Raw genomic sequence first — 14,652 nt, forward strand, 5'->3', positions numbered from 1 at the left:
AAGCGCCTATATGGCTGATCGACATAGTTACCGACCGGAGAATGAAATGGCCCTGCGCATTAACGATATTGCCCCGAATTTTACCGCTGACTCCACTGCCGGCGAGCTGAACTTCCACGACTGGATCGGCGACAGCTACGCGATCCTGTTTTCGCACCCGAAAGACTTTACCCCGGTCTGCACCACCGAATTCGGCGCCGTCGCGCAGCTTGCCGCCGAGTTCGAGAAGCGCAACACCAAGGTCATCGGCGTGTCGGTGGACTCGGTCGAAGAGCACGTGAAATGGAAAGCCGATATCGAGGCTTTCGCGGGCGCTCCGGCGAACTTCCCGATCATCGACGATACCTCGCTCGCCGTGTCCAAAGCCTATGACATGCTGCCCGCCGACGCCTATCTGCCCGATGGCCGCACCCCGGCAGACTCGGCCACCGTGCGCACCGTGTTCATCGTCGGCCCCGACAAGAAGATCCGCCTGATGATGATCTACCCGATGTCGGTGGGCCGCAACTTCGCCGAGATCCTGCGTGCGCTCGACGCCGTTCAGGCGACCGATGGCGTGCCCTTCGCCACCCCGGCCAACTGGGTCCCGGGCCAGGATGTCATCGTCGCGCTCTCGCTCTCGACCGACGACGCCAAGGCGAAATTCGGCGAGGTGGACGTCAAACTGCCCTACCTGCGTTTTGTGAAGCGGTCTGCCTGACAGGGGCACTGCCCGCCATGAATTGCAAAGCCCGGCCATTTGGCCGGGCTTTCGTTTTGCGCAGACGGGCGAAGATTCACGTTCACGCGCTTTGCGATTGACCGTTCCGGGCACAAGGCACAAGTTCCGTTCCATATTTTTCGCATTCGCAACGAGCCATGACCCCGACAATCGTTACCCTGAGTTCGATCCCCCCGCGCTTTTCCGAGTTGGGCGAAACGCTGGAATCGCTTCTGACCCAAAGCCTGCCGGTGCAGGAGATCCGGCTTCACATCCCCGAGCGCTACCGCCGCTTTCCCGACTGGGACGGGACGCTGCCTCAGGTTCCAGCGGGCGTGACGATCCATCGCTGCGCCGAAGATCTGGGCCCGGCCACAAAGATCCTGCCCGCCGTTCGAGTGCTCAGGGGACACGAGGTCGACCTTCTGCTTTGCGATGACGACAAGATCTATGACCGCGACTGGCATCGTCGCTTCAAGGAGCAGGCGCGCAAAAGGCCGGGCACCTGCATCGTGGAGGTCGGCGAGACCTTTCCCGATATCGCCGAGACGCACCGCGCCCCTGACCGCCTGCCGCGCGGGCGCCGGCTCGCACGCAAGGGGATCGGCTATCGCCTCAAGCGGCTGCTCAGTCTTGGGTGGTACAAGCCCCATTTCTTCACTCAGAGCGGCTATGTCGACCAACTTTCGGGCTATGCAGGTGTTCTGCTGCGCCCCGACTGGTTCGACGAAGCGGTGTTCGACATCCCCGATATTATCTGGACGGTCGATGATCCCTGGCTTTCGGGTCACCTGGAGCGGCGCGGCATCCCGATATGGCTGAACGCCAAAGGCAGGTTCCCGCTAATGCGCGAGAGCGGCAATCGTCATGCCCTGCTCGATCTGGTCGAGCAGGGGCATGATCGCGTCATGGCCGACCTAGCCGCAATCGACTACTTCCGTCAGACCTATGGCATCTGGCAGCCTGGCGGCGCGGTTGAGCCCACCAATCCGCGTATGACCACCTCGATGATCGAATTGCGGCGCCGCGCGCTGGCTAAGGGCTGAGGGGCGTGGGAACCCGATAGCGCGCGATCCTCGCGGCGATGACAAGGTCGTTGCGGCCCCGCCCCAACGTTATGCAGCTTCAGCGCCTCGCCCTGCGTGCCGGGCCATTTCACGATTCGTCCTCGGCGCCCGAGCAGACACGGAGCGCTACCGTTCAGCCGGTGCATCCAGCAGAGCCAGACTTCATCCGCATCGGGCTACAGTCGTCAGAACGCGCGCATCACAGAGTGCCCCTAGGGCGGAAACAGCCGCGCAGAGCAATCCTCGGGGCTAATCATGATCCGGTGCGCCCGATGACAAACCACCGCGTCTGGGTACAGCTCAAGCGTCGGAATGATGTTCCTGAACGAGCGGGTATCGTCGGTCTCTCGGATGACAAGTCCGAACCGCTCCAGATTCAGCACCTCGTCCCGCAGGGTCGCGCGATCCCCCCATGCGAGCTACAAGATGATCTCGCCGCGGGACAACGCTTGAAACAAGAGGCACTACAAATCCGCGCAGGCGTTTCGAAGCGCTTTGGATAGCTGGTCAGTGAGACAACAAGGCGACGGTTCAACCCATGCGACGACAGCCGAGAAGCTCCGATTGCGACGCGACGGCGTAACTCGGATCGTGCCCGTAATAGCCGAAGCCTAAGCTTCCAGTTCTACCAATACCGCGACAGCGCGGGTAGGCGCCGCATCACACAACCCCTTCTCTAAGCTAACTTTGCAACACCTTGCTTCCGTTTACGGTACGGCACAAAGGCCGCGACACTGCAGTGCTCAGTGGCCCGTAGTATTGAAATAATGCTTGGAACGCCGCCCCATCAGCGCCCCCAACCGCCCTGCAATCCAGCCCGCGGTCCGCGCGAATTCCAGCAGCGTTCCACCGCGCGTGAGCGGAAGCGCAACCGCCAGAATCAACGCGCCGACCATCTTCGCAGGAACCGACACGAGCAGCCCCCAACGCTTCGTCGGCTGCTCCTCGATCTTGCGAACGAAGTGGGTGATCGCCTGATCCCGGGCACGGCCATATTGATAGCCGAACGTCAGCCGCGCCTTCGGCACGGTCTCATAAACATAGGCATCCTTGACCCAGCCCGTCCTGAAGTCTTTCTGCCGCACTTCGTCGTAGAATTTCGAATCCTCACCCCCGGAGTAGCGCGTTGCCTCGTCGAACCAGATTCCTTCGCGGGAAAACAGCGACGTTTCGCCCAACCAGTTATTCGTGACAATCGTAGTGCCATTCGTCGCGTGCAGCGTCGCGCGGGCGGCTGCGCGCTCCTCTTTCTTACGGTAGCGTGCGCCGACATTGTCGTGCATCAGCCGCTCCCAGAAGCTAAGCCCCTCGACTGACGGATCGATCCTTAGCGGCGCGCCCAGCAAGACAGCCTCGCTACGCCGATAGCCGTCGATCATTCGCACGAGCCAATCCCGCGCCACCGTCTCGTCATCGTCCACGAAAGCCAGTAGATCGGCGCCCTGCGCGATCGCTTCTCGTGCGGCGCGGTTGCGCCCGAACGGAATGCCGGGTTCGGTTTCAAGGACGTAATCGATCCGCGCACCATTCCCGAGCGGTTCGGCCGCCTCCACAACCCCACGCGAAGCGGGCTGAGAATCATTCTCGACGATCAGGAACCGGACATCGCAGTTTTCCGGCAGGTCCATCTGCCCCCAGGAACGAATCAGTTCGGCGAGCATCCGTGGCCGACCACGCGTCAATGAGGCGACAACAACCTTAAGATGTGCATCGCGAGTCCGCATACCCACCCAAACTCCCATGGCGCACAACAACAAAAAACCGCCCCGCTATGATAGCGGGGCGGTTTGCAGGGTCCAGAGAGACTTACTCTGCCTTTTCGTCTTTCTTCTCGGGCGCGATTTCCTCGCCCGTTTCCTGATCGACCATCTTCATGCCGAGGCGCACCTTGCCGCGGTCGTCGAAGCCGAGCAGCTTGACCTTCACTTCCTGACCTTCCTTGAGCACCTCGTTGGGGTGGTTCAGGCGTTTGTTGGCGATCTGGGACACGTGGACCAGACCGTCACGCTTGCCGAAGAAGTTCACGAAGGCGCCGAAATCGACCAGCTTCACCACCTTACCGGTGTAGATCTTGCCCTCTTCCGGTTCGGCCACGATCGAGTAGATCATGTCGTAGGCCTTCTTGATCGAGTCGCCATTGGCCGACGCGATCTTGATGATGCCGTCGTCGTTGATGTCGACCTTGGCACCCGAAACCTCGACGATCTCGCGGATGACCTTGCCGCCCGAGCCGATCACTTCGCGGATCTTGTCGGTCGGGATCTGCATGGTCTCGATGCGCGGGGCATGGGCCGAGAACTCCTGGCGGCCGGCCGAGAGGGCCTTGGCCATTTCACCCAGGATGTGCATCCGGCCGTCCTTGGCTTGCGCCAGGGCCTGCTCCATGATCGCGGGCGTGATGCCGGCAACCTTGATGTCCATCTGCAGCGAGGTGATGCCCGCTTCGGTGCCCGCAACCTTGAAGTCCATGTCGCCGAGGTGATCCTCGTCGCCAAGGATGTCGGTCAGAACGGCGTATTTGCCGTCGTCTTCCAGGATCAGACCCATGGCGACACCCGCCACCGGAGCCTTCAGCGGAACGCCCGCATCCATCATCGACAGCGAACCGCCGCAGACCGAGGCCATCGAGGACGAACCGTTCGACTCGGTGATCTCCGAGACGACGCGGATCGTGTAGGGGAAGTCGGTCGCCGCCGGCAGAACCGCCTGCAGCGCGCGCCATGCCAGCTTGCCGTGGCCGATCTCGCGACGGCCGGGCGAACCCACGCGGCCCACTTCGCCGACCGAGTAGGGCGGGAAGTTGTAGTGCAGCAGGAAGTTCGAGCGGTAGTTGCCGTTCAGCGCGTCGATGATCTGTTCGTCATCGCCGGTGCCAAGCGTGGTAACCACGAGGCCCTGCGTCTCGCCACGGGTGAACAGCGCCGAGCCGTGGGTGCGCGGCAGAAAGCCCACTTCCGACACGATCGGACGCACGGTCTTGGTGTCGCGGCCGTCGATACGGGCACCACCGTTGATGATGTCACCGCGCAGGATGCTCGATTCAAGCTTCTTGAACGCCGAGCCGAGGTTGGCATCGGCCAGATCTTCTTCGGTCAGCTTCGACTTGATCAGGTCACGGGCAGCTGAGATCGCATTGGTGCGCTCTTGCTTGTCCTTGATCGCGAAGGCGGCGCGCATTTCGGCCTCGCCCGCGGCTTTGACCTTGCCATACAGCTCCGAGTAATCCGGGGCCGAGAAGTCGAAAGGCTCTTTGGCGGCGTCTTCGGCCAGCGCGATGATCAGGTCGATGACCGGCTGCATCTGCTCGTGACCGAATTTCACCGCGCCCAGCATCTCGGCCTCGGTCAGCTCGTAGGCTTCCGATTCCACCATCATCACGGCGTCCTTGGTGCCAGCGACGACGAGGTCAAGGCGCTGCTCGGGGTTGTCGCGCAGCTTGGTCATGTCGTCCATGGCCGGGTTCAGCACGTATTCGCCATCGACGAAGCCGACGCGCGCCGCACCGATCGGGCCCATGAACGGAACGCCCGAGATGGTCAGCGCCGCCGAGGCCGCGATCATCGCAACGACATCGGGGTCATTGACCAGATCGCACGACAGCACGGTCGCCATGACCAGAACTTCATGCTTGAAGCCCGGAACGAAGAGCGGACGGCACGGGCGGTCGATCAGACGCGAGGTCAGCGTCTCTTTTTCCGACGGGCGCGCCTCGCGCTTGAAGAAGCCGCCCGGGATCTTGCCGGCGGCGTAGTATTTTTCTTGGTAGTGCACGGTCAGCGGGAAGAAGTCCTGCCCCGGCTTCGCTTCCTTGGCGAAGGTCACGTTGGCCATGACCGAGGTCTCGCCCAGAGTGGCGATGACCGAGCCGTCCGCCTGGCGGGCAACCTTGCCCGTTTCCAGGGTCAGCGTCTCTTCGCCCCACTGGATCGATTTTTTCGTAACGTTGAACATCAGCGTATCCTATCTGGGAGCACCCACGGGCCCTTCCCGTGTCTCCCGTTTGCGTGGCGGCCCCATTGCCGCCGCCCCTATCCTTTGCATGTGGCCCGGGGCACGGCCTCACGTCGCAGATGCGCGGGCCATACAGGAAACACGCCCATTTGGAAAGCGTTCTGTGCAAGGCCAAACCCCGCCCGAAACGCTTTCGGGCGGGGTTTGGCTACCTCGTGGCGCGCATCAGCGCGTGATATGCACAAATCCGCCGGTCTCGCCCTCAAGCGGGCCATGTTCGGCGGAGGTGGGCTTGAGCATCGCCTCAAGCAGGACGGGCGTCGGCGTCCAGTAGGGCACATACCATTCCTGATCGACCTCAAGGATCAGGACGCGATCCTGCGCCGCGTCATAGGCCCCGATCAGCGAGACATGCGGGCCATCCCAGTCGCCGGTGACCACACCCTGGTTGAAGTAGAGCAGAAGCGCATCCGAGGCGCTTTCCTCGTTTGCCGCAAGCATCTGGCGCACCGCGTCAAGCGATGCGGCGGAGTTGTCGGCGGGCTTGAAGGTCTCGACCGTCGCGCCCTCAAGCCCCGCCGCAGTAACGGCGGCCTGCGTGAACTCGGCCAGCTGGTCGAACTTGACCCCGTCCCCGCCCTCAGCTGAAAGCGCCGACCAGTCCGCGCTCGCGACAAGATCAAGCATCTCGGGCTGCGTGGTCACGGTGTCCTCCGAATTCGCCGGAAGCCCGCGCAACCCGTTCACCGCAGCCGTCACCGCCGCGATCGAACAGGCCGAGGTGGTAAACTGCGGCTTCACGAAGGGCGCAAAAGCCCAGTAGTCGGGCGCCGGGGCGGTGCGCAAAAAGGCGTAATCCTCGGTCACCGAGACCGCGTCGGGGCCAAGCTTGGGAAGCGGCGCCTCGTCCGCAACGGCAGCTCCTGCCAAGGTGAAGGCCGCGCCGAGTACCGCCGCCGCAGAAACAACAATACGTGTGGGTGTCATTTGAATACCTGAATGGATGATACCCAGTCACGCTACCTAACGGCATCCATCTGTCAATCGTGACACGAGGGCAGCCAAAACAAAACGCCCGCCTCTTGCGAGACGGGCGTCTTCATCCCTTGCGGGAATTCTTAGCGGCGGATGCCGAGGCGCTGGATCAGCGACTGGTAACGCGCTTCTTCTTTCTTCTTCAGGTAGTCCAGCAGCTTGCGGCGCTGAGCGACCAGCATCAGAAGGCCACGACGCGAGTGGTTGTCCTTCTTGTGCTCTTTGAAGTGCTCGGTGAGGTTCGAGATACGCTTGGTCAGGATCGCAACCTGGACTTCCGGCGAACCGGTGTCGCCTTCCTTGGTCGCGTATTCCTTGATCAGGGCGTTCTTGTCTTCAACGGTGATCGACATCGGGATCTCCTTTGGTCAAAGGGTTGGGGCCGTAGCCGGGATGTCGTCCAGCAAGGTCCATAGGTCTCCGCCAGATTCGGCAGATGCGCGCATATACGGAAAATCGACCCTGAAGGGAAGCCAAAATTGGCCGCACTGGCCGCGCGAGGCCCTTTAAAGATTGGCGAATTCCTCGGGGCTGAGCAGCAAGATATCAGCGGGCGAGAGGCCCTCGGCGTTCAGCACCTCGGCCAGTCGCTGCGCGCCCAGGTAAATCGCAACCGCACCGGGCGTGTCCTGCGAGGGCTCGATACGCAGCTCGGCCTCGTCGTCATCGGGGTCGCGCAACAGGGCGATCCGGTCGAGGCCGGGTTCAAAATCCGCCAGAACGGCAGGGTTCTCCGGGTCGATCCAGTCGCCAAGCGCGAAGAGATCGCCCTCTTCATTGCCCGACACCCAATCGCCCGAGCCTGCCAGCAACCGATCCTCCCCGGAGCCGCCATTCAGATAGTCGGTCTCCGCGTCGCGCCCGTCGAGCAGGTCGCTGCCCGCCCCGCCGAACAGCTCGTCCTGGCCTGCGCCGCCGATCAGCACATCGTTGCCATCGCAGCCCTCAAGCGCATCATCCCCTGCGCCGCCAAGCAGCAGGTCCTGACCCGCACCACCGATCAGCCGGTCGGCGCCCTCCGCCCCCGCAAGCGTATCGTCCCCAAAACCGCCCGCCAGCACGTCGTTCCCCGCGCCACCGTCGAGCCGGTCATCGCCGTCCTCGCCCGCCAGCACATCGTCGCCCGTGCCGCCCTCCAACTGGTCGGCGCCCGTGCCGCCGGTCAAACGGTCGTCGCCTTCGCCGCCCAGGATCAGATCGTCGCCCTCATAGCCGTTGATCTGATCGTTGCCGCCCTGGCCGTCGATGACGTCATCCCCCGCTTCGCCCCACAGGATATCGTTGCCCTCCGTGGCCTCGGGCGACGCCGCGCGCTCGGGCGTTTCGACGCCGGGCATCGTGGTGACGGTATCGCCACCTTCCAGCAAATCGGCCCCGGCCTCGTCCTCGGCCTCCTCGGGCGACTCGTCCTCATCCTCATCCGAGGTCACATCGTCGGGCAGCAGCGCAAAGGACGCGCCGGCGACCAGCAGCCCCATGATTCCAGTCAGAAACAGCATGACGTGCCCCCTTCATTCACAGGGACTGCTTAGCGCAAAATTCCCTGCAAAAGCGCCAACGCCGCCAGCTATTTTGTCAGTTGGTTAACACCGCGATTACAGCGCCCAGGGCTCGGGCTGGCGGTCGTAACCGATGTAAAGCGGGTGCTTCGGCGCGCCCGATTTGGTCAGCCCAAGGTGATGCAGATCGCGACCCGACGCCCGCAGCAGGCGCTCGACCGCCGCCCCGCGGTCAAGATGCGCGCCATGGCTGCCCCACGCACAAATCACCCGATCCCCCACCCCCGAGGCCCAATCGAGGCTCTCGCGAATCGCGGCGTCATTGCCCGGCCCCACCGGATCGGGTTGCGCGCGCATCACCTTGGGGTCAGTCGCGCGATAGGCAAAGATATTGGTCACCCGGAAGCCGCCAAAGCCAAGCGCCCGTGCGCGCCGCTCGCACCGCTCGACGGTCGGGTCGTTCTGCACCTCGGTCGCGGTCGAGGGGTTGAGCATGATGAACAGCGCCTTCGGCGCGCCCTCCTGCCAGATGCGGGTCAGCAGGTAACGGTATTTCTCGCAATCAGAATAGACCGCGACGGATTGGGCATCGCCCTTGAGATGCGAACGGCTGATCATGACCCCTCCCCCGGACAGGCGCAGAGTAGCGGCGGGCCTAAAGATTGAACACCCGGCTCGGGTGCAGCTCGCTGCCCATCAGGCGGCCGACGGCGACGGGCTGGCCGTCGAAACTCGCCCAGACCTCGCTGCCATACTCGGCACTGCCGATGACCATGCCGGGGTTTCCATGGCGCAGACGCACCGCACCCTCCGCCGTCGCGCGCACCTCAGGCAGATCGGCCAGCCCCATCTCGAGCGGCTTGATGCAGGCTTCAAGTTCCGGCGTGCGGGCCATGCGGTCGATATCCTCAAGGCTCAGCCCCTCGCCCGCCTCGAACGGACCCGACCATTCCCGCCGCAGCCAGAGCACATGCCCAAGGCAGCCCAGCTTCTCGCCCAGATCCCGCGCGATCGAACGCACATAGCCGCCCTTGCCGCAGACCATCTCGAGCTCGACCGTATCGGCATCGGGGCGCGCGATCAGCGTCAGGCTTTCGACGAACAGCGGGCGCGCGGCCAGTTCCATCACCTCGCCCTCGCGCGCCAGATCATAGGCGCGCTCACCCTCGACCTTCACGGCGGAAAACTGCGGCGGCACCTGCATGATGTCGCCCTCAAAGACGGTCAGCGCGGTCGCGATCTCGGCATCGCTCGGACGCGTATCGCGGGTGGCGATCACCTCACCCTCGGCATCGTCGGTATTGGTCGCAGCCCCCAGACGTACCTGGAAGCGGTAACACTTCATCGCATCGGTGATGTAGGGCACGGTCTTCGTGGCCTCGCCAAGCGCGATCGCCAGCACCCCCGTCGCCGCCGGATCGAGCGTGCCCGCGTGGCCCGCCTTCTTCGCATCCAGCGCCCAGCGGACCTTGCCCACCACGGCGGTCGAGGTCACGCCCGCGGGCTTGTCCACGATGATCCAGCCGGAAATGTCGCGTCCCTTCTTGCGGGCCATGCCTGCCTCCTTCGTGCGAGAGCGCGCCTGCTAGCAAAGCCGCGCGGACAGGTCAACGCGCGCTTACGCCTCGTCGTCTTCACCGTCGTCGCGATGCGCGATATCGCGCTGCACGGTCTCGTCCGAGAACATCCGCCGCGTCTCGTCGAGACGATCGAAGGTCTCGTCGATGCGAAACCGCAGCTCGGGCGCGAATTTCAGCGTGAGTTCACGCGACACCAGATGGCGCAGCTCGGCCGTGTTGCGGCGCAGCGCCTTCAGCATGACCTCGGCATCCTCGCCACCCAGCGTCCCGCCAAGCGGCGCGACATAGACGGTGGCGACCTTCAGATCGGGCGAGGTGCGCACTTCGCCCACGGTGATATACATCCGGCCCAGGTCCGGATCATGCACATCTCCCCGGATCAGCACATCCGAAAGGGTGCGCCGGATCAGCTCGCCGACGCGCAGCTGACGTTGCGAAGGGCCATCGCCCGAATGAAAGCGGTTCTTTGCCATGGCCCGCACATAGTGCTTTGCCGCGCGCCGCGCAACCGAGGCTTTGCCAAGCCGCCCGTCCCGCTGTAAGAAACCGCCATTAAAGATTGGGAGCGATGACATGACCGACCTGCCGGGAATCGTGATTACCGGGGCCTCGGGCCGCATGGGCCAGATGCTGTGCGCAACCGTGGCGGCCTCCGAGAAGGCACGTCTGGTCGGCGCGGTCGAGCGTTCGGGCCACCCCTGGATCGGCCGCGATCTGGGCGAGGTCTCGGGCGGCCAGCCCAATGGCGTCATCGTCACCGACGACCCGCTCGATGCGTTTTCCAAGGCGCAGGCAGTGATTGACTTCACCGCACCCTCGGCCACCGTCGAGTTCGCCCGCATCGCCGCCCAGGCCCGCTGCGTACATGTCATCGGCACAACCGGCTTCGAGAAAACCCATCTCGACGCACTCGAGCCCTGTGCCCGCCATGCGGTGATCGTGCGCGCGGGCAACATGAGCCTCGGCGTCAACCTGCTCACCCAGCTCACCCGCAAGGTCGCCCAGGCGCTCGATGCCGACTGGGACATCGAGGTGATCGAGGCCCATCACAACAAGAAAGTCGATGCCCCCTCTGGCACCGCGCTCATGCTCGGCCGCGCCGCCGCCGAGGGCCGCGGGATTGATCTTGAGGAAAACACCGAATCGGGCCGCGACGGCATCACCGGCGCACGCAAGCACGGCGCCATCGGCTTCTCGGCCATTCGTGGCGGCGACATCGTGGGCGAACATGACGTGCTCTTCGCCACGGCGGGCGAGCGGATCGTGCTGCGTCACATCGCCACCGACCGTGCCATCTTCGCGCGCGGCGCGCTCAAGGCCGCGCTCTGGGGTCAGGACAAGAAGCCTGGCCAATATGACATGATGGACGTGCTCGGGCTCTGAACCCGCCTTTTCTTCTTGGCAAAAATGCCTCGGGGGTCCGGGGGCAGCGCCCCCGGCTTCACTCAGAAGTCAATGGCGATGCCCTTTTTCTCCCAATCGCCGAACCGCACGGGCTCGGGGCCATCGCGCCCACCCAGTTCCACCGGCAGGTCTTCCGCTTTCGCGGCGCGGCGGCGTTCCTCGGCCTCGGCCAGCGCGCGTTGCGCGGCGGGGGGCAGGTCTTTGCGGATCTCTTCGGACATGGCGCTTTCCTTGTCTCGGGTCAGGGCATGATATAGGCCGCAAGGGAATTCGGAACAAGACGAAGGGCCGCAGGCATGAGCAACCCCGATCCGGCACGACGCGCAGCTCTCGGGCTGATCACCGGCGTTACCGAGGCGCGCGAGTCGCTCGCCGACCAGATCAACGCCGGGGCGCTGATCGAACTGCCGCCCTCCGACCGCGCCCGCGCGCAGCGGCTGGCCACGCAGACCCTGCGCCACCTTGCCCGCGCCGATGCGATGCTCAAGCCCCATCTGCGCAAACGCCCGCCGGGGGATGTGCTGGCGCTCCTGCGCCTCGCCACGGTCGAGCTTTGCGAGGATCACGGCGCCGCGCATGGCGTGGTCAATGCCGCCGTCACCCTGATCCGCTCGGGCGGCCGCAAGACCGAGACCTTCGCGGGCCTCGTCAACGCCGTGCTGCGCAAGGTCGCGGCCGAGACCGAACGCTGGCCCACCCTGCCCGCGCCCGAGCTTCCGGGCTGGCTGCGCGGGCGGCTCATGTCGGCCTGGGGCAAGGCCTCGGTGCAAAAGATGGAGGCCGCGCATCTCGCGGGCGCGCCCATCGACCTGTCGATCAAGGGCGCACCCGCCGACTGGGCCGAGAGGCTTGGCGCAGAAGCCCTCCCCACCGGTTCGCTGCGCCTGCCCACGGGCGCCCATGTCTCGGAACTGGCAGGCTTCACTGAGGGCGCATGGTGGGTGCAGGACGCCGCCGCCGCGCTGGCGGCCCGCCTGCTTGCCCCCGCGACCGGCGAAAAGGTGCTCGACCTCTGCGCGGCACCCGGCGGCAAGACGCTGCAACTGGCGGCTGCGGGCGCCGATGTGACCGCGCTCGACATCTCGGAAAACCGCGCGGCGCGGATCGAGGAGAACCTTGCCCGCACCGGTCTGAAGGCGCGAATCGTCGTGGCCGATGCGCTCGACTGGCAACCCGAGGCGCCCTTCGACGCGATCCTGCTCGACGCTCCCTGCTCGGCCACCGGCACAATCCGTCGCCACCCCGACCTGCCGCAGATCAAGGACGCCCAAAGCATCAAGGAACTGTTCGGCCTGCAAGCCGCGCTCCTCGACCGGGCGCTCGGCTGGCTCAAGCCCGGCGGGCGGCTGGTGTTTTGCACATGCTCGCTCCTGCCGGAAGAGGGCGAAGCGCAGATCCGCGCCGCACTGGAACGTCACCCCGGCCTGCGCACCATCCCGCCGCACCTCGACGGCATCGATTCGGGCTGGATCACCCCCGAGGGCGGGCTGCGCCTGCGCCCCGATTACTGGCCCGAGCGCGGCGGAATGGACGGGTTCTACATGGCCACCCTGACCGCCTGAGCCGAAATCGGGCGGTGACAGCGCCGCCCCCCTTCACTATGTTGCCCGCAAAACCGGGCGGGCGGGTCGGTGACCCGAAAATCGGGCAGGCAGATGACAGGACGAGCGGCAAAAGGCCAGAAACGGGCTCGATTGGGCGTTGCGCTCAATCGCCTCGCGGCCCTGCGCGCCGCCCGCGCCCGCCCCGCTACCGGATTCGTCAGCCAGCCCGAGCCGCGCACCATCGGATCGTTCGCACGCGGTCGCCAGTTGATCGCCGGCAACTTCCTGTTCGCGGGCTTCCTGATCGAGGGCCCCGGGGTGGCGATCTGGGATCTGCCGATGCCCGACCCGGCCTTCGAAGAGGCGCTGCACGGCTGCATCTGGCTTGATGACCTTGCCGCCGTGGGCGATCGCGCCGCGCGCGAGCGGGCGCAGGACTGGGTCTTTGGCTGGATCGCGCGCTACGGAGCGGGCTCGGGGCCGGGCTGGACGCCCGATCTGACCGGACGCCGCCTGATCCGCTGGATCAACCACGCGATCTTGCTGCTCAACGGGCAAGAGCGCGCCGCCGCCGACGGGTTCTTCCGCTCGCTCGGGCAGCAAACGCTGTTCCTGTCGAAACGCTGGCGCTCGGCCTCGCCGGGGCTGCCGCGCTTCGAGGCGCTGACCGGGCTGATCTACGCGGGCCTCTCGCTGACCGGGATGGAGCGTCTGGCCAGCGGCGCGACCGAGGCCTTGGCGCGCGAATGCGCCGAGCAGATCGACGCCGAGGGCGGCATTCCCACCCGCAACCCCGAAGAGCTGCTTGACGTTCTGACCCTGCTGACCTGGGCCAAGGCCGCGCTGGAGGCCGCCGGGCGCAAGGCCGCCCCCGAGCATATCGCCGCGATCGAGCGTATCGTGCCCACGCTGCGCGCACTGCGCCATTCCGACGGGGGGCTTGCGCGCTTTCACGGCGGCGGACGCGGGCTTGAAGGGCGGCTCGATCAGGCGCTGGCGGCCTCGGCGGTGCGCGGCCCGATGCCCGAGGGGCTGGCGATGGGTTTCGCGCGGATGCATGGCGGCCGCACCAGCGTGATCCTCGATGCCGCGCGCCCGCCGCTTGGGCCTGCCTCTGCCAATGGCCATGCCGCGACCCTGGCCTTCGAGCTGACCTCGGGCCGCCGCCCGCTGGTGGTCAGTTGCGGCTCGGGCGCGATCTTCGGACGCGAGTGGCACCGCGCCGGGCGCGCCACCGCCAGCCACTCGACCCTCGCGATCGAGGGGTTCTCCTCCTCGCGCCTTGCGCCCGCGCCGGTTCTGGGCCGCGTGCCCTCGCTCTGGCTTGACGAAACTCCGGCCGAGGTCTGGGCCCGCCGCGATGGTGATGAGGGCGACCACGTCATGGCCGGACACAACGGCTACGCCCCGACCCATGGCATGACCCATGTACGCGAGCTGACCCTGTCGCCCGATGGCGCGGTGCTGAAGGGGCAGGACACGCTTGGCGCCATGACCCCGGAGGACCGCCGCCGCTTCGAGACGATCTTCGCCCGCGTCGGCCTGCGCGGCATCCCGTTCCAGATCCGCTTCCACCTGCACCCCGAGGCCGACGCCACGCTCGACCTTGGCGGCACCGCCGTGTCGGTCGCGCTGAAATCGGGCGAGATCTGGATCTTCCGCCACGACGGCGTCGCGGAAATGACGCTGGAGCCCTCGGTCTATCTGGAATCGGGCCGTTTGCGCCCGCGCCCAAGCCAGCAAATCGTGCTTTCTGCCCGTGTTCTGGACTATGCGTGCCAGATTGGCTGGACCTTCTCCAAAGCACAGGATACCCCCGCGTCAATCCGGGATACCGACCCGGATCGCCCCGAATCCGACCTCTGACAAAGG

The 14,652-nt window shown here is 65.4% G+C and carries 14 protein-coding genes; 5 read left to right on the plus strand and 9 right to left on the minus strand.

Annotated features, from left to right (window positions below):
- Positions 1–46: 46 nt before the first annotated feature.
- Both N3C64_RS13460 and N3C64_RS13465 read left to right on the plus strand, forming a co-directional pair.
- Positions 47–700, plus strand: coding sequence for a peroxiredoxin (locus tag N3C64_RS13460; protein ID WP_218630441.1), 654 nt, complete (start codon positions 47–49; stop codon positions 698–700).
- Positions 701–858: 158 nt separating this feature from the next.
- Positions 859–1,746, plus strand: coding sequence for a glycosyltransferase family 2 protein (locus N3C64_RS13465; RefSeq protein ID WP_260014850.1), 888 nt, complete (start codon positions 859–861; stop codon positions 1,744–1,746).
- Positions 1,747–2,510: 764 nt separating this feature from the next.
- On the opposite strand, the gene N3C64_RS13470 is transcribed toward N3C64_RS13465, so the two are convergent.
- The 8 genes from N3C64_RS13470 to rbfA all read right to left on the minus strand — a co-directional run bounded on the left by N3C64_RS13470 (position 2,511) and on the right by rbfA (position 10,305).
- Complete coding sequence (locus N3C64_RS13470; RefSeq protein WP_375546119.1) at positions 2,511–3,428, minus strand: glycosyltransferase; 918 nt, start codon at positions 3,426–3,428, stop codon at positions 2,511–2,513.
- Between the two features lie 145 nt (positions 3,429–3,573).
- Complete coding sequence (pnp, locus tag N3C64_RS13475; protein ID WP_218630437.1) at positions 3,574–5,718, minus strand: polyribonucleotide nucleotidyltransferase; 2,145 nt, start codon at positions 5,716–5,718, stop codon at positions 3,574–3,576.
- A gap of 225 nt (positions 5,719–5,943) precedes the next feature.
- Positions 5,944–6,705 (minus strand): phytochelatin synthase family protein, encoded by a 762-nt coding sequence (locus N3C64_RS13480; RefSeq protein ID WP_260014852.1) that lies wholly within the window; start codon positions 6,703–6,705, stop codon positions 5,944–5,946.
- A gap of 131 nt (positions 6,706–6,836) precedes the next feature.
- The gene (rpsO, locus tag N3C64_RS13485) at positions 6,837–7,106 is read right to left on the minus strand and encodes a 30S ribosomal protein S15 (protein ID WP_218630435.1); all 270 of its coding nucleotides are present in this window, start codon (positions 7,104–7,106) and stop codon (positions 6,837–6,839) included.
- Positions 7,107–7,259: 153 nt separating this feature from the next.
- Positions 7,260–8,252 (minus strand): calcium-binding protein, encoded by a 993-nt coding sequence (locus N3C64_RS13490; protein ID WP_260014853.1) that lies wholly within the window; start codon positions 8,250–8,252, stop codon positions 7,260–7,262.
- A 96-nt stretch (positions 8,253–8,348) separates the two neighbouring features.
- Positions 8,349–8,870 (minus strand): DUF1643 domain-containing protein, encoded by a 522-nt coding sequence (locus N3C64_RS13495; protein WP_260014854.1) that lies wholly within the window; start codon positions 8,868–8,870, stop codon positions 8,349–8,351.
- A gap of 37 nt (positions 8,871–8,907) precedes the next feature.
- Positions 8,908–9,807: a tRNA pseudouridine(55) synthase TruB gene (gene truB / locus N3C64_RS13500; RefSeq protein ID WP_260014855.1), complete on the minus strand. Its 900-nt coding sequence runs from the start codon at positions 9,805–9,807 to the stop codon at positions 8,908–8,910.
- A 63-nt stretch (positions 9,808–9,870) separates the two neighbouring features.
- Entirely contained in the window at positions 9,871–10,305 is a 435-nt protein-coding gene (gene rbfA / locus N3C64_RS13505) for a 30S ribosome-binding factor RbfA (protein ID WP_218630431.1), read from the minus strand.
- Between the two features lie 100 nt (positions 10,306–10,405).
- Here rbfA and dapB point away from each other — a divergent pair, with 100 nt between their 5' ends.
- Positions 10,406–11,215 carry a 4-hydroxy-tetrahydrodipicolinate reductase gene (gene dapB, locus N3C64_RS13510; protein ID WP_260014856.1) on the plus strand — a complete coding sequence of 270 codons (810 nt, stop codon included), beginning with the start codon at positions 10,406–10,408 and terminating at the stop codon, positions 11,213–11,215.
- Between the two features lie 62 nt (positions 11,216–11,277).
- Here dapB and N3C64_RS13515 read toward each other — a convergent pair whose 3' ends face one another.
- On the minus strand, positions 11,278–11,457 hold the full coding sequence (locus N3C64_RS13515; protein ID WP_260014857.1) for a DUF1674 domain-containing protein: 180 nt from the start codon (positions 11,455–11,457) through the stop codon (positions 11,278–11,280).
- A 75-nt stretch (positions 11,458–11,532) separates the two neighbouring features.
- Here N3C64_RS13515 and N3C64_RS13520 point away from each other — a divergent pair, with 75 nt between their 5' ends.
- Positions 11,533–12,798 carry an RsmB/NOP family class I SAM-dependent RNA methyltransferase gene (locus N3C64_RS13520; RefSeq protein WP_260014858.1) on the plus strand — a complete coding sequence of 422 codons (1,266 nt, stop codon included), beginning with the start codon at positions 11,533–11,535 and terminating at the stop codon, positions 12,796–12,798.
- A 93-nt stretch (positions 12,799–12,891) separates the two neighbouring features.
- Positions 12,892–14,646 (plus strand): heparinase II/III family protein, encoded by a 1,755-nt coding sequence (locus tag N3C64_RS13525; protein WP_218630427.1) that lies wholly within the window; start codon positions 12,892–12,894, stop codon positions 14,644–14,646.
- The last annotated feature ends 6 nt before the right edge of the window (positions 14,647–14,652 follow it).

The organism is Sedimentimonas flavescens, from assembly GCF_025154035.1.
GTDB lineage: Bacteria > Pseudomonadota > Alphaproteobacteria > Rhodobacterales > Rhodobacteraceae > Rhodobacter > Rhodobacter flavescens.